The organism is Amycolatopsis sp. NPDC098790 (genome assembly GCF_044759945.1).
Lineage (GTDB): Bacteria > Actinomycetota > Actinomycetes > Mycobacteriales > Pseudonocardiaceae > Amycolatopsis.
In genome coordinates this window covers 2,392,235-2,413,766 of record NZ_JBIWAI010000002.1, presented here as the reverse complement: position 1 = coordinate 2,413,766, position 21,532 = coordinate 2,392,235, and the positions used below count along the sequence as shown (strand labels likewise).

The window sequence follows — 21,532 nt, the reverse complement described above, 5'->3', positions numbered from 1 at the left end:
TCCGGCGGGCGCGCCGGTTCCCACGCGGCTCATCCCGCGGCGCTGACCAGCCCGGTCCGGTAGGCCAGCACCACCGCCTGGACCCGGTCGCGCAGGTCGAGCTTGGTGAGGATCCGCGAGACGTACGTCTTCACCGTTTCCACGCCCAGCACCAGTTCCGCCGCGATCTCGGCGTTCGAGAGCCCGCCGGCGATCAGCGCCAGCACCTCCCGCTCCCGGGGCGCGAGCCGGTCCAGCGGGCCGCCGTCGGGCGCCGGCGGCTGGACGCGGTCGGCGTAGCGCCCGATCAGCGTCCGGGTCACCGCGGGCGACAGCAGCGACTCGCCGCGCGCGATCGTGCGCACGGCGTCGGCGAGCTCGTCCAGCGGCGCGTCCTTCAAAAGGAACCCGCTCGCCCCGGCGCGCAGCGCGTCGTAGACGTACTGGCCGACGTTGAACGTCGTGACGACCAGGACCTTCGCCGGGTCCGCCGCGTCGGGGCCGGCGATCCGGCGGGTCACCTCGATCCCGTCCAGCAGCGGCATCCGGATGTCCATCACGACGACGTCCGGGTGCAGCCGGCCGGCCTCGGCGAGGGCTTCGCGGCCGTTGGCGGCCTGCCCCACGACCTCCAGGTCCGGCTGGGCGCCGAGCACCGCCACGTACCCCGCGCGGATGAGTTCCTGGTCCTCGCAGATCAGCACCCGGATCGGCCCGCCGGTCACCGGACGCTCCCCACCGGGACCGTCGGGAATTCGGCGCTGACCCGGAATCCCTCGCCGGCCGGACCGGCGGTGAACCGGCCGCCGAGCGCGTCGACGCGGTCGCGGAGCCCGGCCAGCCCGCGGCCGCCGGAGCCGAGCGCGCCGGCTCCGGTCGCTGGGCCCCGGGTGGTCACCTCGATCTCGAGGCGGTCCTCGCCGTAGCCGACGCGCACCGTCGCGGGCCGTCCGGCGGCGTACTTGGCCGCGTTGGTCAGCGCTTCCTGCACGATCCGGTACGCGGTGAGCTCGGTTTCCGCCGGCAACGCCGTGCGCTCGCCCGACTCGACCAGCTCGACCGTCCGGCCCGGCTGCTCGACGAGGCCGCGCAGCGCGCTGAGGCCCGGCGTGCGTGCGCCGGTCGCTTCGAGCACGCCGAGCAGGAACCGCAGTTCGGTGAGGGCGTCGCGGCCCGAGCCGGTGATGGTGGCGAACACGTCGGGGAAGCGGTCGGGCGGCAGGAACCGGGCGGCGTCGGCCTGGACCACCATGGCGGTCACGTGGTGGGTGACGACGTCGTGCAGCTCGCGCGCCAGCCGTGCCCGCTCGTCCGCCGCCGCGGCCCGGGCGGTGAGCCGCCGCCGCTCGGCCTCCTGCCGCCGGCGCTGCCGGACGAGGACCCCCAGCGACCAGAAGAGCACCAGCACCGCGTAGTAGACGACGAAGACCGGCAAGTCCGACGGCGAACCGCGCCCGACGACCAGGAGCGCGAAGACGACGTACCCCGCGGACATCGTCACGGGCAGCGCCCGGCGGAACCGCTCCTCGCGCGCCCCGGCCGAATAGAGCGCGAAGTAGAGCGCGAGGCTGGCGATGGTGGGGGAGTACGCGAGCACTTCGTGCGCGGCGAAACAGGTCGCGATGATGGCCAGGGTCGCCGCGGGCCACCGGCCGCGCACGGCCAGCGGGAGCGTCTGGCCGAGCACGAGCAGCACCGCCGGCAGGCCGCCGTCGTGCCGCGGCAGGTCGCCGAACTGGGCCCCGAGCATCGAGAGGCCCGGTACGAACGCGGCAGCCGTGGAAGCCGCGGCGAGCGCCAGGTCCCGGACCTCCGGAGTCACGCGCGCCCAGCGGTTGCGGAGACGTCCCAGCGTCGGCATGGCCGGGAGCCTAGCGAGGCCGGGTCCGTCACGGTGGCCGCGGCGTCACCAAACGTCTTGAATGAGTCATTCAGGTCTTCGGAGGTCCTGAATGACTCGTTCAAGACACCCGGTCCGGGCCGTCAGCGCCGGGCGACGTCGGTGCAGTCGAGGTCCTTCTCGGGTAGCCGGCCGGTGTTGAGGAAGGCCGCGGTCGCGTTGTCGGCGCACGCCGAACCTTCGTGGTGGACGTAGTGCCCGCCGTTGTCGACGCCGACCAGCGCGGCGCGCCCGCCCAGGATCCGGCGCAGTCCCACGCCGGAGTCCCACGTGGTCGCGTGGTCGCGGCGGTTCTGCAGGATCAACGTGTTGCGCGGGCCCTGGTCCGTCACCGCGACCGGCTTCTCGACCGGCCGCGGCCAGAACGCGCAGGGCCAGATGTTCGCCGGCATGCCCGCGGTCAGCGGCCACGTCGCCCGGTCGGCGGCGGTGCGCCGGGCGTAGTCGCCGACGTCGTGCGACCACTCGGCGTCCCCGCACGTGAGGGCCAGGAACATGGTCGCCTGGTTGTCCGCGGGCACGCCCGGGGCGGCCGGGCTGTCGGCGAACACCTGCTCCAGCACCTGGCCGTCGGCCTCGGTGAGGCGGCCGTCGGCGAGGTCCCCGGCGGCCTTCCAGACCTGCGCGAGCACCGGCAAGGTGTCGTTGTGCAGCAGCAGCGCGTACGTGACGCCGCGCAGCAGGGCCCCGCTCAGCGCCTGGGGCGTGCCCGGCACGGGCGCCGGCCGGCGGTCGAGCCGGTCGGCGAGCGCGAGGTAGGTGCGCGTGACGTCTTCGGCGGTCGCACCGAGCCCGAGGGCGGCGTTCTGCCCGGCGGCGACGGCGGCCGCGTCGGGGAACCGTTCGGCCATGCCCTTGCCCCAGCTCGCCGCTTCCCCGGCCCACACGTGGGCGGGATCGACGTTGCCCTCCAGGATCACGCGGTCGGCGCGGTCGGGGAACAGTGCGTTGTAGACGGTCCCGAGGTAGGTGCCGTAGGACTGGCCCCAGTACGAGATCTTGGCTTCGCCGAGCGCTTCGCGGACGCGGTCGAGGTCGCGGGCGGTGTTGGCGGTGGTGAAGTACCGCAGGTCGTCCCCGCCCTTCGCGGCGCACTTCGCGGCGGTGGCGCGGGCGGACCGGACGTTCGCGTCGATCGACCCGTCGGCGGCCGGGTAGGGGAAGAGCGCGGCGACGCCCGGGTCGTCGAGACCGCAGCTCTGCGGGGTGCTGGTCCCGACGCCGCGCGGGTCGAAGCCGATCAGGTCGTAGCCGTCCAGGACGGTCTTCGGCAGCGTCGGCGCCATCGCGCCCGGGGTGTCGAGACCCGGCAACGCCGGACCACCCGGGTTCAGCAGGAGAACGCCGTGGCGCTTCGCGGGATCGGCGGCGCCCAGCCGGGAGATCGTGACGTCGACCGACTTGCCGTCCGGGCGGCCGTAGTCGAGGGGGACCTTGACCTTCGCGCAGGTGAGCCGCGGATCGCGGGTCGTGCCCGGCGCCGGGGCCGGGCACGGCCCCCAGGCGAGCGCCGCGGCCGCCGGCCGGTCTTCGTCGTCCGCGCTGTCACAAGCGGCCACGCCGAGCGCGGTCAGCGTGGTGACCGCCAGGACCGCGGTGAACCCGCGTGTGTTCCTCATGCTGCTCGCCCTCCGTTTTCGTTGCCGCGGCCCGGTTTCCGGGTCGCGTCGATGGCGACGAAGCTAGCGAGGAACGCACCGCGCGGACGTCACCCCGGAGCGAGCAGTCCGGGTAGCTCGCACGGGGGACACGCGATGTCGCGGTCCTAAGTGGACGGACCGGCGGCGCCCAGCATCCGGGCGGCCAGCTCGGCGTAGGACTCGCCGAGTGCGTCGGGGGAGTCCGCGCCGTCGAGGCGGTACCAGCGCACCAGGTCGATGCCCAGCGACAGGATCGCGCGCACCGTCCGGTCGATGTCGGCGACGTCGAACACGCCTTCCCGGGCACCCTGTTCCACGGTGGTCCGCACGACCGCGGAGAACCGCTGCCGGAGGTCGAGGACTTCGGCCGCGTGCTCCGGCTCGAGCGCGGCCAGCTCGTACTGGCAGACCCTCGCGACGGTGTGGTGGCGGGCGTGCCACGACACGTGGGCGGCCACCAGCCGCCGGATGTGCTGCCGGCAATCACCGTCGTCGGGCTGGGCGGTCAGCGCGGCGAGGGCGCGCTCGTGACCGGTCCGGGTGATGTGGAACAGCACGGCCTCCTTCGAGGCGAAGTGCACGTACAGCGAACCGGGGCTCAGGCCGACGACGGCGGTGATGTCGCGGGTGGTGGTGGCGTGGAAACCCTGGCGGGCGAAGCACTGCACGGCGGAGGACAGCAGCGCGCGGGCCACCGGGGAGGTGTGCTCTCCCCAGAACTCGTCCGGGACGGTCTCGGGCCCGAGCTTGGTCGTGAGCTCCACCGCGGCCGCCACCGGGTACCGCCCGCCGCCGCGCCGGCGTTCCTTACCTGCCATCGCCGCTCTCCTCCGGCCTTGACACCGCCCGGTGCCGGAGTCATGGTAACTGGGCGCTCAGTCAGTCGACGACGACGAGGAGAGCCGCGATGGGATCGACCGCGTCCAGGCAGCCGGCCGTCGTCCTCGACGGGTTCTCCTACCTCGAATGCCCGCGGTGGCGCGACGGCCGGCTGTGGGTGTCGGACTTCTACACCGAGAAGGTCGTGGCCATCGACGAGCGCGGCGGCAGCGAGGTCGTCGCCGACGTTCCCGGACAGCCGTCGGGCCTCGGGTTCCTGCCCGACGGGCGCCTGCTCGTCGTGTCGATGCGCGACCACCGCGTCCTCGTGCGCGACGAAGACGGGAAGCTCACGGAGCACGCCGACCTCTCCGGCGTGGTGTCCGGGGTGCTCAACGACATGGTCGTCGACGGCCGCGGCCGCGCCTGGGTCGGCAACTTCGGCTTCGACCTCATGGGCGGCGCACCCCTGCGCTACACCACGCTCACCCGCGTCGACCCGGACGGCGGCGTGGCCGTCGCCGCCGAAGACCTCGGCTTCCCCAACGGCATGGTGATCCTCGGCGACGTGCTGGTGGTCGCCGAGACCTTCGCCGGGCGGCTCACCGCCTTCGACATCGGCGCCGGCGGCGAGCTGAGCGGCCGGCGCGTCTGGGCGCGGTTCGGGGAAACGCCGGGGACTCAGGACGTCGGTGAGGCCGTGGCGGCCCTCGAAGTGGCCCCCGACGGCATCTGCGCCGACGCCGAGGGCGCGATCTGGGTGGCCGACGCCGTCCACAACCGCGTCCTGCGGGTCGAGGAGGGCGGCCGGATCCTCGAAGAGGTCGACGCCGGCACCGGGGTTTTCGCGTGCATGCTCGGCGGCGGCGACGGCCGGACGCTGTTCCTCTGCGCGGCGCCGTCCTTCGCCGAGCACGAACGCCGTCCGGTCCGGGAAGCGCAGCTGCTCGCGGTCCGCGTGGAGGTTCCGCACGCCGGCCTGCCCTGACCCCGACGACCGGACGGAGGGACGTCGTGGACGTCTCGTGCGCTTTCCCGACCGCGCTGGACTCCCCGGAGAACATCGCCGTGGCCGAAGAGCTGGGCTACGCGCGGGCGTGGGTCTACGACACGCCGCAGCAGAGCCCCGACGTGTGGATGACCCTCGCGCTGGCCGCCGCGCGGACCGAGCGGATCGGGCTCGGCCCCGGCGTGCTGGTGCCCAGCCTGCGGCACCCGATGGTCAACGCCGCGGCGACCGCGACCCTCGCCGCGCTGGCGCCGGGCCGGGTCGCGGTCTCCTTCGGCACCGGGTTCACCGGCCGCCGCGCCATGGGCCACCGCGCGCTCACCTGGTCCTTCATGGACTCCTACATCCGCGCGTACCGCGGTCTCCTGCGCGGCGACGTCGTCGAGTGGGAAGGGGCGCGGATGCAGATGCTGCACCCCGGCGGGCACGCCCCCGACCGGCCGGTCGACGTCCCCGTCCTGATCGGGGCGCTCGGGCCGAAGGGGCACCGGGTGGCCAAGGAACTCGGCGACGGGCTTTACGTGACGTTGCAGCTGCCGGAGTTCGCGACCGAATACTCGTGGGTGCCCTATCTCGTGTGGGGCACGGTGCTCGACGACTTGGAACCCACCGACACCGAGCACGCCCGCCAGGCCGCCGGGCCCGGCTGGGCGCTGGCCTACCACGGCGCCTACGAGTTCGGCGGCCCTGCCGCCGTGCGCGAACTGCCGGGCGGCGCCGAGTGGCTGGAGGTGGTGGAGCGGACCCCGCCGGAGCGGCGCCACCTCGCGGTCCACCGCGGCCACTGCGTCGAACTCGGGGAAGCCGACCAGGCGGCGTGGCAGGCGGGCGGCCACACGATGCTGCGGGACGTGACGTTGACCGGCACCCGCGACGAGATCCGGCGGCGGCTGGCCGACGTCGCCGCCCGCGGCGTCACCGAGATCGTGGTCCAGCCGACCGGACCGGACGTCCGGACCGAGCTCGAACGGTTCCTCGACGCGGCGACCGCCTGACCGGCGGGGACTTACTTCCGCCGCCCCAGCGCCTTCGCGCGGTCGTGCGCCCAGCCGGCCAGCACGACCCCCACCGCCGTCACCACCAGGTAGCAGACCAGCGTCCCGGCGAACCCCGCTCCCAGCCAGCCCAGCAGGCCGGTGTTCCCGTGGTCCAGCAGCAGCCGGATCGCGCCCTGGGCGCCCAGGACCGTCAGGACCGCTCCCACGATCTGCAGCACGTCGAACTTCACGCTGTCCCCTCCCGTTGGTGGTACAAGTGCATCATAACCATGGGTGATACCGTGGCGCCGTGGCGGGGAGCCGGATCACGGTGCGGGTGGGCGAGCGGCAGCTCACGCTCTCGAACCTCGAAAAGGTGCTCTACCCGCGGCACGGCTTCACCAAGGGCGAGGTGCTCGACTACTACACGCGCATCGCGCCGGTGCTGCTGCCGCACATCCGCGACCGCGCCATGACCTTCGTGCGCTTCCCGGACGGCGTCGCCGGCGGCTCCTTCTTCGAGAAGGACGTCTCGCGCCACGCGCCCGACTGGGTCCGCACCGCCCGCCTCACCGTCGGCGGCCGCGGGAAGGACCCCGAAGTCGTGGCCTACCCGTTGATCAACGACCTGCCCGAGCTCGTCTGGGCGGCCAACCTCGCCGCGCTCGAACTGCACGTCCACCAGTGGACCGTCGACGACGGCGACGAGCGGAGCACGCCCGACCGGCTCGTGTTCGACCTCGATCCCGGGCCCGGCGCGACGGTCGTCGACTGCTGCCGCGTCGCCGAGCGGCTGCACGACGTGCTCACCGCCGACGGGCTCACCCCCGTCGCGAAGACCAGCGGCTCCAAGGGGATGCAGCTGTACGCGGGCGTCGTGACGACGGACCCCGGCGAGACGTCGCAGTACGCGAAAGCGCTCGCGGAGCGGCTCGCCGCCGAGACGCCGGACCTCGTCGTGGCGCGGATGACGAAGACCCTGCGGCCGGGCAAGGTCTTCATCGACTGGAGCCAGAACAACCCGTTCAAGACGACGGTCGCGCCGTACTCGCTGCGCGGGCGCGACGAGCCGACCGTGTCGACCCCGGTCACGTGGGACGAGGTACGCGCCTGTCGGCACGTCTCGCACCTGCGCTTCACCGCCGAAGCGGTGCTCGACCGCGTCGACGACGCCGGCGACCTCTTCGCGGACCTGGGCCGGACGCGCGCCGCGATTCCCGCATTCGGCTGAATTCCGAAACCGCAATTCTCCCGGTGTGGACGCTCCGGTTCCGCGAGTGCCGCCGACCGTTTCGGCGGAATTGTCGAACCCCGGAGCCGACCAGGCGATTTCGATCGTCCTTTGTGGACTACTGCACGTGCAGACGGCCGTGTCGCTGCACGGCCCGGCCGGCGGGAAGATCTTGCGGTGCGGCAAGGTGGACGAGGTGGGTACGGTCTACCCGTAATCGTTCGTCCCGAGCCGCCGGAGCCGGTCATGAAGATCCAGAAACCGCCGCGGCTTTCGCGAGCTTTCGGCCGTTCGTCGCCGGGAGCGTTGTGCGAGCCGTTCTCGGTCACCACGACGTTCCCGGGTGAACGGTGCACGCTTCTCGCGGTGGTCGGTGACATCGATTTGGCGACCGTCGCCACTTTTGTCGAATGCGCGGAAATCGCGCTCGGGCGCGGCGGCGCGCTCGTCGTGGACCTCGGCGGGACCACGTTCTGCTCCGGCGTCGGCGTCCGGGCGCTGCACCGCGTGCAGCACCGCGCGGACGCGGCGGCGGTCCCGGTCGCGTGGGTGGTGCGCACCCCGGCGGTTCGGCGGCTGCTGCAGGGGACCGGCGTCGCCGGCTTCTCCTGCTACCGGGATCGGGCCGACGCGCTGGCGGCGGCCGGCTGATCCGCTTCGCCCCGCCGGGCAGGGTGCCCGGCGGGTCCGGGAAGAAGGGAAACGGGTGTCCGTCCTGATCGACACCGACCTCGAGTTCTGGTTCCAGCGCGGCCTGCGCGCCTACCTCGGCGAGGTGGCGGGCGCGCTCGGCTTCGGCTTCGAGTCCTGCACCGTGGACGTCGACGTCCCGGTGTCGGCCTACGTCGCGGTGGACTGGCGTCTGCGCCGCTACCCCGAGCGCGACGTGGCGCTGCTGTGGGACGAGGTGCACGGCTGGGCCGTCGCGGTCGAGGCGGCGTGCGGGGAGGAGATGATCGTGCTCGCCTACCTCGGCGGGGCCGACATCCTCCCGCCGCCGCGGGTGATCGTGCGGTTCCTGGCCGCGCTGCGCGCCGGGGACCTCGGACCGGACGGGCCCGGATCACCCGTGCTGCGCCGCGCGGGCAGCCACCAGGACCTGCTGCCGTTGCTGCCGGCGGGGTGACGCGGGCGCGGCCGATCCTCCACACTGGAGCGATGGGGACGGTGCCGGACGCGGTGGCGCCGATGCTGGCCGTCGACGGGACCCTCCCGGACGACGACCTGCACGGCTACGAGTGGAAGTGGGACGGCTTTCGCGGCTGCGCCCGCGTCGCGGGCACCGGCGAAGCCCGGATCACCGCCCGCAGCGGCAGCGACCACACCCACCGCTACCCCGAGCTGCAGGACGTCTTCGCGCCCGCGCTCGGCGGCCGCCCGGCGGTGCTCGACGGCGAGGTCGTCGCGCTGAACGCGGCCGGCCGCCCGGAGTTCGAGCTGATGCAGCGCCGCGCCATGCACGAGCCGACGGCGAAACTGCGCGCCGAGGTCCCGGTCGTCTACTTCGCCTTCGACCTGCTGCGCATCGGCGCCGAGTCGCTGCTGGACCGGCCGTACGAACGGCGTCGCGAGCTCCTGTCCGAGCTGGTCCGGCCCGCCGACGGCCGGCTCGTCGTGCCGCCCTGGTACACCCGCGCCGACATCGCGCCGGACCAGCTGCTGGCGACGGCGGCCCAGCACGGCATCGAGGGCGTCGTCGCGAAGCGGCTGGACGCGCCTTACCTGCCCGGCACCCGCTCGCCGGCGTGGACCAAGCACGCGCTGACCCAGACGCGCGAAGTGGTCGTCGGCGGCTGGCGGACCGGCGCCGGCCGCCGCGCGGGCACCCTCGGCGCGTTGCTGCTCGGCGGCTTCGACGACGACGGCACGCTCGTCTACATCGGCGACGTCGGCACCGGGTTCACCGACGACGCGCTCGACCACCTCCGCGACGTTCTGGCGCCGCTGGCCCGCACGCGGTGCCCGTTCGGCACCGAGGTGCCGCGCGACCGCGCCCGAGGCGCGCACTGGGTCGAGCCGGACCTCGTCGGCGAGGTCGTCCACCGCCGGGTCACCCCCGACCTGCGGCTGCGCCACACGTCGTGGCGCGGCCTGCGCCCGGACCGGACACCCGGCGAGGTGCGCGTGCCCACCCCGACGGGAGCGCTGTGACCACCTCGATCCGCCTGGTCGAAATCACCGACGCCAACCGCGAGGCGGTGTGCGCCCTGCGCGTGCGGCCCGGCCAGGAGCGGTTCGTCGCGTCGGTGGCGAAGTCCCTCGACGACGCCGCGGCGACGCCCGAAGCCGAGCCCTGGTACCGGGCCGTCTACGCGGACGGCGAGCCGGTCGCGTTCGTGATGCTCAGCTGGAACGTCCCGCCCGGCCGGGATGGCATCCTCGGGCCGTACTTCCTGTGGCGGCTGCTCGTCGACGGGCGGCACCAGGGCCGCGGGATCGGCCGCGCGGTGCTGGACGAGGTCGTCGCGCTGGTGCGGGCCGGCGGCGCGACCGAGCTGCTCACGAGCCACCAGCCCGGCGACGACGGGCCCGGCGCGTTCTACCGGAAGTACGGGTTCGCGCCGACCGGCGAGGTCGACCACGGGGAGATCGTGCTGCGGCTCGATTTGTGACGGTCGTCACGGCCGGTCACATCGTCGCGGCCGGCGGAGTCGTGGGGGTGACGGACACCGAATCCCGGCGTCCGCGCCCCTCGAAGGAGTTCCGATGTCCCTCGCTTACGTGATCGTCACCCTGTTCGCCGCCGCGTTCGTCGGTTTCTCGGCCGTCTCGGTCTTCACCCGCGCGGAGTGGGTCGTCGAGCCGATCACCTCCTACGGCGTGCCGCAGGCGTGGTGGAACTGGCTCGGCGCGGCGAAGGCCGCCGGCGCGGCCGGCCTGGTCGCCGGCTTGTTCTGGACGCCGATCGGGATCGCCGCGGCGATCGGGCTGGTGCTGTACTTCCTCGGCGCGCTGGTCACGGTGGCCCGCGCGCGGTCGTACGGGCACCTGGCCTTCCCGGCGCTCTACCTGGCGCCGGTCGTCGCGTCGCTGTCGCTGCTGTCCTGACCGGCGAGCCAGGTGAGCGCGTCGGCGGCGTGGCTCAGGACGGAGATGTGCCCGTCGCCGGGGGAGAGCCGGAGCTCGGCGCCGGGGATCGCTCCGGCGAGCCACTTGCCGTGCGTGGCGGGGATCATCCGGTCGTCCTCGCCGTGCACCAGCAGGACGGGTGCGGTGATGGCGGCGGGATCGCAGCCCCACGGCGTGACGTAGGCGAGGTCGTCGTCGATCAGCCCGACGGCCCCGAGCGCGGGCCGGACGACGTCGTTGAGCCAGGACCACGACCCGTTGAGAGCGGCGAAGTCGGCTTCGGTGAAGACCTCGGGATCGAACTCGGCGGAGGCTTCGTGCTTTTCCTTGGCGTCCCGGCCGTCGGCGGCAGCCCGCAGGGAAGCGGCACTGGCGGCGGCCATCCCGTCGAACCAGCCCTCGGCCCCGAAGGGGGCAACGGCGGCGAGGCTCGCGACGGCTTCGACGCGGTCCGGCAGCAGGGCGGCGGTGGCGAGGGCGTGCGAGCTGCCCCCGGAGTGACCCATGACGGCGAAGCGATCGACGTGGAGGGCATCGGCGACGGCGGCCGCGCACCCGGCGGCGTCCCCGACGGTCCGGGTGGGCACGGGCGTGGAGGAGCCGTAACCGGGCCGGTCGTAGGAGATCCACCGGACGCCGAGGGATTCGGAGAGCGGGAGAAGCGGTCCGGGCGGGGCGCCGAGGTTGGGCGTGCCGTGGTGCCAGAGGACGGTGAGCCGGGCGGGGTTGCCCGTGTCGTAGACGTGCAGGGTGCGCCCGCCGGGCAGGGCGAGGTCGGTTTCGGTGACGTTCACCGCGCCAGCTTTCCGGCCAGCCAGGCCAAGGACAACGGGTACCGGTAGTCGATCGCGGCGTGGCCCGCCTCGAACAGCTCGAAGTGGATCCGGTCCTCCGGCAGCCCCGCCTTGAGGATCTCCGCCCGGAACGCCTCCGCGCCCACGTCGAGGAAGTACTCGTCGCTCGTGCCCGCGTCGATCCACACCGCTCGCCACGAACTCACCGCCGAAGCCCGCGACGGCACCATGCGGACCGGGTCCCAGTCCAGCCAGCGCTGCCACACCTCCGGGCGGATCACCCCCGTCGCCGGGTCGAACGGCAGTTCCGGGGTGCCGTCCGCACCCGCCGAGAAGCATGCCGAGACCCCGAGCAGCTGCAGCAGCGTCGGGTCGTCGGGGGACGTGAACGCCGGACGGGACCGGAAGTCCGCCCACCACTGCCGGATGTCGCCTCCGTGGTGCCGCAGCGCGCGGACCGCCTTGCCGAAGTCCGGGACGTAGCACAGCTCGTACAGCGAGTCGCCCGCGTGCGTCGCCAGCGCGCCGAACAGGTCCGGGCGCAGCATCGGCGTGATCATCGCGCCGAAGCCGCCCGAGGACTTGCCCGCGATCGCGCGGGACTCGCGGTCCGGGATCGTCCGGTAGTGCTCGTCCACCCACGGGACGATCTCGTCGCACAGGTACGAGTGGTACCGGCCCGTGCCCGGCGAGTCGACGAACTGCGAGCCGCCGTAGGCCGTCCACGCGTCGACGTACACCACGACGCAACCCGGTGCGCCGTTCGCGAACACCGCGTCCGCCGTCTCCACGAACGGCTGGCGGAACGGCGTCCGGTTGGCCCACATCGACAGGTGCCCGGTGTAGCCCTGGATGACGTACACCGCCGGGTACCGCCCGTCGCCGTCGTCGTAGCCCGGCGGGACGTACACCCACAGCGGCCGCTCGTGCGGGTCGCCGAGCGGGTTGCCGCGCAGCAGTGCGGAAGTGACGGTGTGCCGGTCGAGCCGGCCGGCGAGGTCGCCGTCCCAGGGCAGCATGCCGCCAGTCAACCACGGCCCAACCGGTTGCGGGGGCTAAGCGATACCTCTTTTCCGCGCGTAGCGTTTGAGCCGTTTCGCCCCGACTTCCGTGTTATGGGCACGGTGGTGGGTTAGGGGAATGCGGGGAAGACCATGAAACATCCGGGGCCGTTGTTCACACTGCTCGCCGGTGTCGTGCTCGCCGGCGGGATCGGGATCGTCAACCTGGCTACCGGGACGGGCGTCGCGCCGGTCGCCGGAGCCGCCAACGCGGCCGCCACGGCGGCGCCGTCCGAAACGGCGGAAGCTCCGAAGGCCGGAGCGCCGAAAACCGAAGCACCCCAAGCGAATGCGCCCGCGCGGGCCGACTACGCGGGACGCGTCACCGGCGGCGGCGCGTCCGTTGCGGTGTCGGTGCGCGACGGCCACGCCATCGCCTACCTCTGCGACGGCAAGAAGGTCGAAGCCTGGCTGCAGGGCGTGACGGTCGGCGGGAAGCTCGACCTCAAAGGGGCGAAGGACGCCACCTTGACGGGCAGCTTCGACGCGGCCGCGGTCACCGGGACCGTGACGGCGTCCGGCAGGACCTTCCAGTTCACCGCGCCCACGGCGAAGAAGCCGGCGGGGCTCTACCGCGCGGCACCCAAGGTCAAGGGCAAGCCGGCGAAGGTCGGCTGGATCGTGCAGCCCGACGGCAGCCAGGTCGGCGTCCTCACCACGGACGAGGACTCGGCGGCCGCCCCCGCGCTCGACGCGGCGGCCGGCACCGCGACCGTCGACGGTGCGCCCGTGACCGCCGAGCCGGTCAGCGGCCTCACCGGGAACGGTGACTTCTGATGACCACGGCGGGCAACCGCGCCGCGGCCGCGCTCCTCGTGCCACTCGTCGTCGGCGCCGTCGTCTCGGTGGTGCTCGGCGTCTACGGCAGTCTGCACACGCCGACCGGCGTCGCGGTGAACGTCGCCGGGTTCTCGAGCCCGATGTCGGTGAAGGCGTGGCTCGCGACGGTCGTCGTCGTGCTGGCGGTCGTGCAATTGCTGTCGGCGCTGGCGATGTACGGCAAGCTCGGCCGGACCGTCCCGGCGTGGGTGTCGCCGGTGCACCGCTGGTCGGGGCGGCTGGCGTTCCTCGTCTCGATCCCGGTGGCGCTGCACTGCCTCTACGCGCTGGGGTTCCAGTCGTTCGACACGCGCGTGCTGCTGCATTCGCTGCTGGGCTGCTTCTTCTACGGCGCGTTCGTCGCGAAGATGCTGCTGCTGCGCAAGCACGGCGCGCCCGGCTGGTCGCTCCCGGTCCTCGGCGGGCTCGTGTTCACCGGGCTCGTCGGGCTCTGGCTGACCGCGTCGCTGTGGTTCTTCACCCAATCCGGCTTGACCTTCTAAGGGGGCGATCGTGGGCAACGACGACACGGACCCGGCGGTCACCCGCCGGACGGCGATCGCGGCGGCCGGCGCGGGCCTGGTGGCGGGCTGCAGCACCTACGGCGGCAGTACAGCCCCGCCGCCGGCCGCCCCGACACCCGCGGCACCGGGCGGCACGGAGCTGGGCGCGGCCGCCGACGTCCCGGTCGGCGGCGGCAAGGTGTTCGCCGACAAGCAGGTGGTGGTGACCCAGCCGGCGGCGGGCAGGTTCGCGGCCTTCTCGGCGGTCTGCACGCACCAGGGCTGCACGGTGGACGCCGTCGCGGACGGCACCATCAACTGCCCCTGCCACGGCAGCAAGTTCAAGATCGCCGACGGCTCGGTCGCGAACGGCCCGGCGTCGAAGGCGCTCGACAAGAAGACGGTCACCGTCGCCAACGGCAAGATCAAGCTGACCTAGGTGTGATGTCCGGGGACGTCGTCCCGAGTCGAGGTGACCGGCCGCAGCGGCCAAGACGCTCATGATCGCCGCCAAGCGGGCCCAGCCCCACCGCGGCCGCACGATCGACCGGACCAGGTGCGGGTCGGGCTGTGCTGCGGACGGCAACTGCGGTCAGCCATCCCGGCCGCGCCGTCGGCGCGGTAGCGCTCCCCGGACAGCACACCTAGGTGTACGCCTTCGCGACGGTCAACCCGCCGATCGTCCACAATGGACCCGAAGTGTCCAGTGCGCCGGACAGGACGGTCCCGTCCGCGCAGGCGAACCGGGCGGCGTCCGCGACCGCCGCGCACTGCCGGCCGTCCGCCAGCGTCAGCAGGAACACCTCGGCCGTCCCGCCGGGCTCCGGCGGGGCGGGCAGCCCGGCGGTGTAGGTCAGCAGCACGGCCTTCACCGCCGAGACCGGGCAGACGACCCGCGTTCCCGGCACGGCGAAGCACGGGTCGTACGTCGTGCCGGCGCTCGTGCAGCGGTACGCGTCGTGGCGGCCGGTCACCGCGGACACCGCGCCGCAGGTCCCGGCAGCCCGGGTCGTCGTGGCGCGCGGCCGATATTCGACGGTCTGGGTGAAGCGTTCGGCACGGCTCGTCGTGACCGGGACCTCGAACGCGGGGCCGGCGGCGAGCCCGCCGGTCACCGGCCCGATCCCGGGCGCGAGGAACCGGCGCACCACGTCACCGCCGGCCGGGTGGCACGCCGGGAGCGCGGCCCAGACGGCGGCTTCCGGCCGGTCCGCGGAGAAGTGCGCCGCGCCGGCGTCCGCGGCGCAGGCCACCACCTCCGGAGCGGGCCCGGCGGCGTCGGTCATGCCGAACAGGGCCGCGAGGCGGTGGGTGGCCGCGGCGAGCGCGGTGCCGATCGCGGGACCGGGCTCGGCCTGGCCGCGGAGGGTGCCGGGAAGCCGGCCGAACGGGACGTCGTAGGTCACGGCGCCGCCCGGCCAAAGCAGGTCGCGCTGCCGCGGGCGGCCGGACGGCTGGCCCGTGGTGGTCATCCGGGCGGCCGGGTCGGGCCAGCCCCGCGGCGGGGTGATCCGGTAGGGCACGCGGGCGTTCGACGTCAACGTGACGCTCGCGCGGCCACCACCGGCGGTGACGCAGGGGACCAGCGGTGCCGCCGGAGCCGGGTCGCCGAGGGCGATCACCACGCCGTCGGAACCGGCCGAGCGGCCCGTGCAGGCCGGCCGGGCCGCCGGTTCCGGCCGGACCTCGCGGCCCAGCGCGGCGAAGTCGAGCAGCCCGCCCCAGAACGGACCACCCCGGGCCAGGTCCGCGACGATGCTCCCGGCGTCGTAGACCGCGGGGACGAGCGTCCGCCCGCCGATGACGACCGGCGCGAACCCGGCCGGCGGCGCCGCGGGCACGGCGATCCGGACCCGCACCGGCCCCGGACCGTCGAAAGCCAGGTCCGCGCCACCGCCGATCCGGCGCGTCAACGGCGCGACGGCCGGTTCCGGCGCGGGTCGCACCGAGACGCGGGTGCCGGCGGGTGCGTCGACCTCGATCCCGGCGACCGTTCCAGCCGGACTCGCCGACGCGGAAAACCGGTGCTGCACCAGCACTCCGGCCCCACCGAGCAGCAGCACGAGCACCGCCGCGGTCAGTGCGAGCCGGGCCGGCCGGTCGTTCGTGGCCATCGGCGCCTCCCCGGGAACCCCTACCACCGGCAAGTCACCGGACCCGGCATGGTCGTTAGCCACCGTGGCCCAACCGTGACAGCCGGGTAATCGGTCGCCGCCGCGCTGCCCTTCTGGCACCATCGGACCGGTGAGCCCGGTCGAGATCGCCTGCGACGAGTCGGGCTCCGAGGGCGAGAACCTCGTCGGCGGCGAAACGGACGTCTTCGCCCACGCCGGCGTCCGGCTGACGCCCGAGGCCGCCTCCGCCTGCGTGGCCGAGATCCGCGCCCGGATCGGTTCGCCCGCCGAGGAGTACAAGGCCAACCACCTGCTGCGCGCCAAGCACCGGCCGGTGCTCGAGTGGCTGCTCGACCCCGGCGGCCCGCTCGCCGGCCGCGGGCACGTCCACCTGACCGACAAGACGTTCTTCGCCGTGCGGGCCGCCGTCACGCTGCTGGCCGAGGACGGCACCGACGCGATGGCACGCACCCTCCACCGCGCCGGCCCGGCCGCGTTCGGCGCCGAGCGCTGGCCGTACTTCCTGGCCGCGTTCACCAGTGTGCTGCGGCTCCGGCCGCGGCGCGGCGTGACGACGTCACCCGCCGAATTCTTCGCGCTCGCCGGCGAACTCGCCGCCGTCCCCGGCGAAGCCGGCGAAATCCTGGGGCGCCTCAAGGACGGCGGCGAGCGCGTGGCCGACTACCGCGTCCGGCTGGCGACCGACCCCGGCCTGGTCCCGGTGCTGGATCCGCTGGTGCCCGCGGTCAGCCACACCGTCCGGCACTTCAGCACCGGCGGCACCCCGGTCGCCCTGGTCCACGACGAACAGCTGGCCCTGACCGCCGAGCGCGTGCTGCAGCTCAAGGCCACGCTCGGGCACCGGCTGGCCGGCGTCCGGTTCGTCGACTCGCGGTCCGACGCCCGCGTGCAGGTCGCGGACTTCCTCGCCGGGGTCGCCCGCCGGATCGCCTCCGACGCGCTCAACGGGCGCGGCGACCCGCGGCTGACCGCGCTGCTCAAGTCCTTTGTGGACGCCGAATCCGTGTGGAACGCGGTCAGCAGTTGACGACCTGCGCCGACGACGTCGTGTTGTCCAGCCGCTTGACGTACGCGCCGCCGCTGCGGTGGGCGCACGCCGCGTCCTTGGTGCCGTACGGTCCACTGTAGACGGCGTACACGTCGGCGCCGTTCACCTCGTGCCGCAGCGAGCCGCACCCCGTGCTCGGCGCGTGCAGGTACCCGGCGCCCGGGTGGGCGTCGAGGAACCGCTGGACGTCGGCGCGGTAGCGGGCCGGGGTGATGGCCGAACCGAGGATCACGACGAACGAGCCGTCGCACGCCGGGGTGCTCAGTGCCGTCGCCAGGCCGAGGTCCGCGCTGCTCGCGACGCTGGTGGCGACGGACGTCCGGACGCTCGTCCGCGTCGTGGTGACCGGCGGGGCGGTCACCGACGGCGCCGGGGACGACGTCGTCGACGGCGGTGTCGAAGGTGGTGTCGAGCCGGAAGCGGCCGGCGACGACGGCTTCAGGACGGTGAACCACCCGACGACGGCCACGAGCGCGAGCAGCGCCACCCCGGCGACCAGCCACGGCGCCTTCGACGGCCGCTTCGGCGCCGGGGCCGTCGGGGGTGGCGCCAGCCGGGTGCCCTGGCGGGTCGGCGGCGCGGCGGCGTGCACCGGGCTGGTGCCGCCGAGCGCGCCGCGGGCGGCGTCCGCCAGCTCCGTCACGCTGCCGAAGCGCGCTGCGGGGTCCTTCGCCATGCCCCGCGCGATCACGCCGTCGAACGCGGCGGGCAGCCCGGGCCGCAGCGCGCTGGGCAGCGGCGGCGGCTGGTGCAGGTGCGCGCCGATCAGCGACGCGGCCGTCGTCGCCGTGAACGGCTTGCTGCCGGTCAGGCACTGGTGCAGCACGCAGGCGAGCGAGTAGACGTCGACGCGGTGGTCGGCGGGCGCGTCGGTGAAACGCTCGGGCGCCATGTAGTCGAGGGTGCCGACCGCGCCGCCGGTCGCCGTGATCCCGGTGGCGGGCCCGGCCGCGCGGGCGATGCCGAAGTCGACGAGGTAGGCGAACCCGGTGGCGCCGACCAGCACGTTCGACGGTTTGACGTCCCGGTGCACCAGGCCTTCGGCGTGCGCGGCCGCCAGCGCCTGCGCGACCTGCCCGACGACGTCGACCGCCTCGGCCGGGGCGAGTGCGCCACCGGCGGCCAGCCGGCTGCCGAGGTCGTCGCCGTCGACCAGGCGCATGTCGAGGTAGAGGCGCCCGTCGATCTCGCCGTAGGCGTGGATCGGGATCACGTGCGGCTCGCGCAGCCGCGCCACGGCGTGCGCCTCCCGCCGGAACCGCTCCTGGAAGTCGCGGTCGGCCGCGAACTCCGGGGCCAGCAGCTTCAGGGCCACGACCCGGTCGTGGCGGGAGTCGTAGGCGCGCACGACCTCGCCCATGCCACCCCTGGCGATCAGCGACTCGACGCGGTACGGGCCGAACTGCCAGCTCACGCGCTTCCTTCCCGCAGGGCACCCCGACACCGGGAAGTCTGCCGCACGCGGCGTCGCGTTACACCCACGTACCCTGGATTGGTGCGGACCCGCCCCACCCTGACCTGGACGTCCCCGGACGCGCCGCTGCCCCGGACCTCGAGCCTCGACGAGCTCGCCGACGTCGTGGCGCGGCGCGAGGTCGCCGTGCTCAGCGGGGCCGGGCTCTCGACGGAGTCCGGGATCCCCGACTACCGCGGCGAGTCCGGCAGCCTGCGCAAGCACACGCCGATGACCTACGACGAGTTCGTCACCAGCGCCGACGGGCGGCAGCGGTACTGGGCGCGCAGCCACCTCGGCTGGCGCACCATCGCCCGCGCCGACCCGAACGACGGCCACCGCGCGGTCGCCGCCCTGCGTGACGGCGGGTACCTCGGCGGCGTCATCACGCAGAACGTCGACGGCCTGCACCAGGCGGCCGGCACGGCGGACGCGATCGAGCTGCACGGCAGCCTCGACCGGGTGATCTGCCTGGACTGCCGCCGCACGAGCCCGCGCGCCGAGCTGGACCGGCGGCTGCGCGCGGCGAACCCGGACTTCGGGGGCGCGGCCACCCGCATCAACCCGGACGGCGACGTCGAGCTGCCCGAGGACGTCGTCCGCCGGTTCACGCCGGTGCCGTGCGTCGCGTGCGGGGGAGTGCTCAAGCCGGACGTGGTGTTCTTCGGCGAGAACGTGCCGCGGCCGCGTGTCGAGCAGTGCTACCGGCTGGTCGACGAGGCCGGCGCGCTGCTGGTGCTGGGCTCGTCCCTGACGGTGATGTCCGGCCTGAGGTTCGTCCGCCACGCGGCGGCCGCGGGCAAGCCGGTGGTGATCGTCAACCGCGGCGAGACGCGCGGCGATCGTCACGCGTCGCTGCGCGTGGACCTGCCGCTGGGGCAGGCGCTCACCGAGCTGGCGGCGCGGCTGGGGTGCGCGGCCGGCGGGGATCGCGACCGAAGCGCGTGAGCAGCCGGTCCTGCCGGGACGCCGTGGGCGCGCCGGCCGGCGGGTCGGCGAAGACGCGGGAGTTGAGCGCCAGGCCCGCGAAGATGTCGTCGTAGCTCTCGTCGATCCACGCGACGAGGCCGTGGTCGAGGGTTTCGTCGGCGCCGAGGGCGCGGGCGAGGTCCCAGGTGTGCACGGTGCTGTCGGCGGTGCGGACGGCCAGCGCCCGCCGTCCGGTCAGCTCGCCCAGCGGGTAGTCGACGACCCGGTCCAGCGCACCCTCTTCGGCGAACGCCCGCGCGCAGGCCCGCACCGACTCGGTGAACGCGGTCACGGGGTCGTCGCCGAGGGCGTCGGCGTCGCGCAGCGCCAGGAACTCCTCGCGGGTGGCGCCGTGGAGCAACCCGATGTAGTTGAGGTTGCCGCGCGTCATGTGGTTCACCAGCGCGCGGACGTCCCAGTCGGTGCAGGGCGTCGGCGCGTGCCAGCCGGCGGGCGGCACCGCGCGGAGGTGGTGTTCGAAACCCTTGGCGGCGAGCAGAAAACGATCGAGGAGCATGCCCGCCAGTCTGGCCCGGCGCCGGGGGAGGCGCAGGCGGGTTTCGGACGCCGTGGACGAGCCGGCCCGGGGCGGGCTGGGGGAAACGCGCCCGGGGCCGGCTCTGCGACGGACCTCCACAGCCGGTCGTTGCCTGCAAGACGTCGCCGCCGGCCCGGGCGTTACACCGGCTGCAAGCCCGTCCACGACCAGCGCGGCATCGCCAGCCCGCCGGGGACTTCCGTCGCCGGGCCGGGGTAGGTGAGCACCTCCGCCACCGCCCATTCCATGTAGGACCGCAGCGCGGCGCGGAACTCCGGATCGGCGGGCAGGCCGGCGTCGTCCGCGGCGCGCACGAAGCAGTCGACGAACCGGCGGCCGAGGTCGCTCATGTCGCCGTTGCCGGCGTGCATCCGCAGCATCGCCGAGTGGTCGTTGCACTGGGCGGAGAACCGCGGCGGGCCGCCCATGACCTCGGCCCAGTACCAGGCCAGCCGCTCCACGTGCCGGGGATGCTGCCCCGGGTGCGAGAACGGGTGGTTCAGCTCGGGATCGGCCAGGCACCGCTCGTGGTGGGCGGTGGCCAGCGCGAGGAACGCGGGGTCGCCGCCGGCGAAGTCGTACAGGGTCGGACGCACCGGCCGAGCCTGGCACGTCCGGCCGCCGGACGCCAGGAGGTCAGCGCGCCGCCGCGGCCGCGCGCTCGGCTTCCGGGGTGAAGCCGCCGAACGCGTTCACCGCCCGCTCGACGTCCTCTGCCACCAGGTCGTGGTTCAGCGCGCCCGCGGCGGCCGCGCCCTGGGCCGCGGCGATGATCACCGTTGCCCGCGCGTCGACGACGTTGCCTGCCGCCCACACGCCCGGCACGTTCGTCTTGCCCATCGCGTCGGTCTCTTCGTAGCCGAGGCCGCGCAGCAGGTCGTCGTGCGGCACCGTCCGCGTGCGGATGAACAACGCCACCCGCGGGACGAACCGCGCGCCCAGCTCGACCCCGTCGAGGTGCCCGTCCGAGCGCCGCACCGCCGTGACGGTGCCGTCGACGATCCGGATACCTCGCGCGTCGAGCCGGGTGCGGTCCTCTTCGGACAGCGGCACGGTGTGCGGGAAGTACACGACGTCCGGCGACCACTGGCGCACCAGCAGCGCGTGCTCGACGCTCAGCGGCTCGGTGCCGAGGACGCCGAGCGGCTGGTCGCGGACCTCGTAACCGTGGCAGTACGGGCAGGTCACCGCGTCGGTGCCCCAGCTCTCGCGCAGGCCGGGCAGGTCCGGCAGGTCGTCGTGGACGCCGGTCGCGACCAGGACGCGCCGGGCGGTCAGCTCGCGGCCGCTCGCCAGCCCGGCCGTGAAGCCCGCGTCGAGCCGGGTCACCCGGTCGTCGAGGACCTCGACGCCGTAGCCGGCGAGCTCCTCGCGGCCGATCTTGAGCAGTTCGGACGGCCGCAGGCCGTCGCGGGACAGGAATCCGTGCATGTGCTGGGCGGGCGCGTTGCGCGGCGAGCCGCCGTCGACGACCGCGACGCGCCGCCGCGCCCGGCCCAGCATCAGGGCGGCGCTCAGACCCGCCGCGCCGCCACCCACCACCAGGACGTCATAGCTGTTTTCGGTCATGCCGCCACCATGAGCCCGG

At 74.2% G+C, this 21,532-nt stretch carries 26 protein-coding genes; 14 read left to right on the top strand and 12 right to left on the bottom strand.

Translation table 11 applies throughout. The annotated features are described in order from the left end of the window. Nucleotides 1–29: 29 nt before the first annotated feature. The 4 genes from ACIQWX_RS24920 to ACIQWX_RS24905 all read right to left on the bottom strand — a co-directional run bounded on the left by ACIQWX_RS24920 (nucleotide 30) and on the right by ACIQWX_RS24905 (nucleotide 4,337). Complete coding sequence (locus ACIQWX_RS24920; protein ID WP_400875436.1) at nucleotides 30–704, bottom strand: response regulator; 675 nt, start codon at nucleotides 702–704, stop codon at nucleotides 30–32. Then, the gene (locus ACIQWX_RS24915; protein WP_400875433.1) at nucleotides 701–1,840 is read right to left on the bottom strand and encodes a sensor histidine kinase; all 1,140 of its coding nucleotides are present in this window, start codon (nucleotides 1,838–1,840) and stop codon (nucleotides 701–703) included. Before ACIQWX_RS24915 ends, ACIQWX_RS24920 begins: the two co-directional genes overlap by 4 nt. A gap of 122 nt (nucleotides 1,841–1,962) precedes the next feature. Next, nucleotides 1,963–3,498, bottom strand: coding sequence for an alpha/beta fold hydrolase (locus tag ACIQWX_RS24910; RefSeq protein WP_400875430.1), 1,536 nt, complete (start codon nucleotides 3,496–3,498; stop codon nucleotides 1,963–1,965). A 146-nt stretch (nucleotides 3,499–3,644) separates the two neighbouring features. Continuing rightward, the gene (locus ACIQWX_RS24905; RefSeq protein WP_400875427.1) at nucleotides 3,645–4,337 is read right to left on the bottom strand and encodes a TetR/AcrR family transcriptional regulator; all 693 of its coding nucleotides are present in this window, start codon (nucleotides 4,335–4,337) and stop codon (nucleotides 3,645–3,647) included. 89 nt (nucleotides 4,338–4,426) lie between these two features. Here ACIQWX_RS24905 and ACIQWX_RS24900 point away from each other — a divergent pair, with 89 nt between their 5' ends. After that, nucleotides 4,427–5,326, top strand: coding sequence for an SMP-30/gluconolactonase/LRE family protein (locus ACIQWX_RS24900; RefSeq protein WP_400875424.1), 900 nt, complete (start codon nucleotides 4,427–4,429; stop codon nucleotides 5,324–5,326). A 26-nt stretch (nucleotides 5,327–5,352) separates the two neighbouring features. Then, nucleotides 5,353–6,342 (top strand): LLM class flavin-dependent oxidoreductase, encoded by a 990-nt coding sequence (locus tag ACIQWX_RS24895; RefSeq protein WP_400875421.1) that lies wholly within the window; start codon nucleotides 5,353–5,355, stop codon nucleotides 6,340–6,342. An 11-nt stretch (nucleotides 6,343–6,353) separates the two neighbouring features. Here ACIQWX_RS24895 and ACIQWX_RS24890 read toward each other — a convergent pair whose 3' ends face one another. Then, nucleotides 6,354–6,575, bottom strand: a complete 222-nt coding sequence (locus ACIQWX_RS24890; RefSeq protein WP_400875418.1) for a hypothetical protein — start codon at nucleotides 6,573–6,575, stop codon at nucleotides 6,354–6,356. A 59-nt stretch (nucleotides 6,576–6,634) separates the two neighbouring features. Here ACIQWX_RS24890 and ligD (ACIQWX_RS24885) point away from each other — a divergent pair, with 59 nt between their 5' ends. From ligD (ACIQWX_RS24885) to ACIQWX_RS24855, 7 genes are all read left to right on the top strand, one after another. Beyond that, nucleotides 6,635–7,555, top strand: coding sequence for a non-homologous end-joining DNA ligase (ligD, locus tag ACIQWX_RS24885; RefSeq protein ID WP_400875415.1), 921 nt, complete (start codon nucleotides 6,635–6,637; stop codon nucleotides 7,553–7,555). Nucleotides 7,556–7,580: 25 nt separating this feature from the next. Continuing rightward, entirely contained in the window at nucleotides 7,581–7,772 is a 192-nt protein-coding gene (locus ACIQWX_RS24880; protein ID WP_400875412.1) for a hypothetical protein, read from the top strand. 29 nt (nucleotides 7,773–7,801) lie between these two features. Beyond that, nucleotides 7,802–8,206: an STAS domain-containing protein gene (locus ACIQWX_RS24875; protein ID WP_400875409.1), complete on the top strand. Its 405-nt coding sequence runs from the start codon at nucleotides 7,802–7,804 to the stop codon at nucleotides 8,204–8,206. A gap of 55 nt (nucleotides 8,207–8,261) precedes the next feature. Then, the gene (locus ACIQWX_RS24870; protein ID WP_400875406.1) at nucleotides 8,262–8,681 is read left to right on the top strand and encodes a DUF6292 family protein; all 420 of its coding nucleotides are present in this window, start codon (nucleotides 8,262–8,264) and stop codon (nucleotides 8,679–8,681) included. 32 nt (nucleotides 8,682–8,713) lie between these two features. After that, nucleotides 8,714–9,706, top strand: coding sequence for a non-homologous end-joining DNA ligase (ligD, locus tag ACIQWX_RS24865; RefSeq protein WP_400875404.1), 993 nt, complete (start codon nucleotides 8,714–8,716; stop codon nucleotides 9,704–9,706). Then, entirely contained in the window at nucleotides 9,703–10,167 is a 465-nt protein-coding gene (locus ACIQWX_RS24860) for a GNAT family N-acetyltransferase (RefSeq protein WP_400875401.1), read from the top strand. Before ligD (ACIQWX_RS24865) ends, ACIQWX_RS24860 begins: the two co-directional genes overlap by 4 nt. 94 nt (nucleotides 10,168–10,261) lie before the next feature. Then, complete coding sequence (locus ACIQWX_RS24855; protein ID WP_400875398.1) at nucleotides 10,262–10,603, top strand: DoxX family protein; 342 nt, start codon at nucleotides 10,262–10,264, stop codon at nucleotides 10,601–10,603. Here the strand turns inward: ACIQWX_RS24855 and ACIQWX_RS24850 are convergent. Together ACIQWX_RS24850 and ACIQWX_RS24845 are read right to left on the bottom strand one after the other, a co-directional pair. Beyond that, nucleotides 10,561–11,418: an alpha/beta fold hydrolase gene (locus ACIQWX_RS24850; RefSeq protein WP_400875395.1), complete on the bottom strand. Its 858-nt coding sequence runs from the start codon at nucleotides 11,416–11,418 to the stop codon at nucleotides 10,561–10,563. The genes ACIQWX_RS24855 and ACIQWX_RS24850 overlap by 43 nt on opposite strands. Beyond that, the gene (locus tag ACIQWX_RS24845) at nucleotides 11,415–12,437 is read right to left on the bottom strand and encodes an alpha/beta hydrolase-fold protein (RefSeq protein WP_400875392.1); all 1,023 of its coding nucleotides are present in this window, start codon (nucleotides 12,435–12,437) and stop codon (nucleotides 11,415–11,417) included. Before ACIQWX_RS24845 ends, ACIQWX_RS24850 begins: the two co-directional genes overlap by 4 nt. Before the next feature lie 135 nt (nucleotides 12,438–12,572). Here ACIQWX_RS24845 and ACIQWX_RS24840 point away from each other — a divergent pair, with 135 nt between their 5' ends. The 3 genes from ACIQWX_RS24840 to ACIQWX_RS24830 are packed head-to-tail and all read left to right on the top strand — an operon-like array spanning nucleotide 12,573 to nucleotide 14,240. Further along, nucleotides 12,573–13,256: a hypothetical protein gene (locus ACIQWX_RS24840; RefSeq protein WP_400875389.1), complete on the top strand. Its 684-nt coding sequence runs from the start codon at nucleotides 12,573–12,575 to the stop codon at nucleotides 13,254–13,256. Continuing rightward, nucleotides 13,256–13,801, top strand: a complete 546-nt coding sequence (locus ACIQWX_RS24835) for a DUF6529 family protein (protein WP_400875386.1) — start codon at nucleotides 13,256–13,258, stop codon at nucleotides 13,799–13,801. Before ACIQWX_RS24840 ends, ACIQWX_RS24835 begins: the two co-directional genes overlap by 1 nt. A 10-nt stretch (nucleotides 13,802–13,811) precedes the next feature. Further along, on the top strand, nucleotides 13,812–14,240 hold the full coding sequence (locus tag ACIQWX_RS24830; protein ID WP_400875384.1) for a Rieske (2Fe-2S) protein: 429 nt from the start codon (nucleotides 13,812–13,814) through the stop codon (nucleotides 14,238–14,240). 205 nt (nucleotides 14,241–14,445) lie between these two features. On the opposite strand, the gene ACIQWX_RS24825 is transcribed toward ACIQWX_RS24830, so the two are convergent. Then, on the bottom strand, nucleotides 14,446–15,915 hold the full coding sequence (locus ACIQWX_RS24825) for a hypothetical protein (protein WP_400875382.1): 1,470 nt from the start codon (nucleotides 15,913–15,915) through the stop codon (nucleotides 14,446–14,448). Nucleotides 15,916–16,045: 130 nt separating this feature from the next. Here ACIQWX_RS24825 and ACIQWX_RS24820 point away from each other — a divergent pair, with 130 nt between their 5' ends. Then, on the top strand, nucleotides 16,046–16,963 hold the full coding sequence (locus ACIQWX_RS24820; protein WP_400875379.1) for a DUF3800 domain-containing protein: 918 nt from the start codon (nucleotides 16,046–16,048) through the stop codon (nucleotides 16,961–16,963). On the opposite strand, the gene ACIQWX_RS24815 is transcribed toward ACIQWX_RS24820, so the two are convergent. Beyond that, entirely contained in the window at nucleotides 16,953–18,398 is a 1,446-nt protein-coding gene (locus tag ACIQWX_RS24815; RefSeq protein ID WP_400875376.1) for a serine/threonine-protein kinase, read from the bottom strand. The genes ACIQWX_RS24820 and ACIQWX_RS24815 overlap by 11 nt on opposite strands. Before the next feature lie 81 nt (nucleotides 18,399–18,479). Here ACIQWX_RS24815 and ACIQWX_RS24810 point away from each other — a divergent pair, with 81 nt between their 5' ends. Further along, entirely contained in the window at nucleotides 18,480–19,385 is a 906-nt protein-coding gene (locus tag ACIQWX_RS24810) for an NAD-dependent protein deacetylase (protein ID WP_400875374.1), read from the top strand. Here ACIQWX_RS24810 and ACIQWX_RS24805 read toward each other — a convergent pair. From ACIQWX_RS24805 to ACIQWX_RS24795, 3 genes are all read right to left on the bottom strand, one after another. Beyond that, on the bottom strand, nucleotides 19,324–19,923 hold the full coding sequence (locus ACIQWX_RS24805) for a TIGR03086 family metal-binding protein (RefSeq protein WP_400875371.1): 600 nt from the start codon (nucleotides 19,921–19,923) through the stop codon (nucleotides 19,324–19,326). The two genes, ACIQWX_RS24810 and ACIQWX_RS24805, sit on opposite strands and share 62 nt — an antisense overlap. Nucleotides 19,924–20,084: 161 nt before the next feature. Further along, entirely contained in the window at nucleotides 20,085–20,540 is a 456-nt protein-coding gene (locus ACIQWX_RS24800) for a group II truncated hemoglobin (protein WP_400875369.1), read from the bottom strand. Between the two features lie 40 nt (nucleotides 20,541–20,580). Continuing rightward, the gene (locus ACIQWX_RS24795; protein WP_400875367.1) at nucleotides 20,581–21,513 is read right to left on the bottom strand and encodes an NAD(P)/FAD-dependent oxidoreductase; all 933 of its coding nucleotides are present in this window, start codon (nucleotides 21,511–21,513) and stop codon (nucleotides 20,581–20,583) included. Nucleotides 21,514–21,532 lie beyond the last annotated feature (19 nt).

Bases quoted from the DNA above. Each gene is read 5' to 3' on its own strand.
- ACIQWX_RS24835 (WP_400875386.1), top strand. From the start codon at position 13,256: ATGACCACGGCGGGCAACCGCGCCGCGGCCGCGCTCCTCGTGCCACTC.
- ACIQWX_RS24910 (WP_400875430.1), bottom strand. From the start codon at position 3,498: ATGAGGAACACACGCGGGTTCACCGCGGTCCTGGCGGTCACCACGCTG.
- ACIQWX_RS24915 (WP_400875433.1), bottom strand. From the start codon at position 1,840: ATGCCGACGCTGGGACGTCTCCGCAACCGCTGGGCGCGCGTGACTCCG.
- ACIQWX_RS24805 (WP_400875371.1), bottom strand. From the start codon at position 19,923: ATGCTCCTCGATCGTTTTCTGCTCGCCGCCAAGGGTTTCGAACACCAC.
- ACIQWX_RS24900 (WP_400875424.1), top strand. From the start codon at position 4,427: ATGGGATCGACCGCGTCCAGGCAGCCGGCCGTCGTCCTCGACGGGTTC.
- ACIQWX_RS24855 (WP_400875398.1), top strand. From the start codon at position 10,262: ATGTCCCTCGCTTACGTGATCGTCACCCTGTTCGCCGCCGCGTTCGTC.
- ACIQWX_RS24795 (WP_400875367.1), bottom strand. From the start codon at position 21,513: ATGACCGAAAACAGCTATGACGTCCTGGTGGTGGGTGGCGGCGCGGCG.
- ACIQWX_RS24845 (WP_400875392.1), bottom strand. From the start codon at position 12,437: ATGCTGCCCTGGGACGGCGACCTCGCCGGCCGGCTCGACCGGCACACC.
- ACIQWX_RS24840 (WP_400875389.1), top strand. From the start codon at position 12,573: ATGAAACATCCGGGGCCGTTGTTCACACTGCTCGCCGGTGTCGTGCTC.
- ACIQWX_RS24825 (WP_400875382.1), bottom strand. From the start codon at position 15,915: ATGGCCACGAACGACCGGCCGGCCCGGCTCGCACTGACCGCGGCGGTG.
- ACIQWX_RS24905 (WP_400875427.1), bottom strand. From the start codon at position 4,337: ATGGCAGGTAAGGAACGCCGGCGCGGCGGCGGGCGGTACCCGGTGGCG.
- ligD (WP_400875404.1), top strand. From the start codon at position 8,714: ATGGGGACGGTGCCGGACGCGGTGGCGCCGATGCTGGCCGTCGACGGG.
- ACIQWX_RS24875 (WP_400875409.1), top strand. From the start codon at position 7,802: ATGAAGATCCAGAAACCGCCGCGGCTTTCGCGAGCTTTCGGCCGTTCG.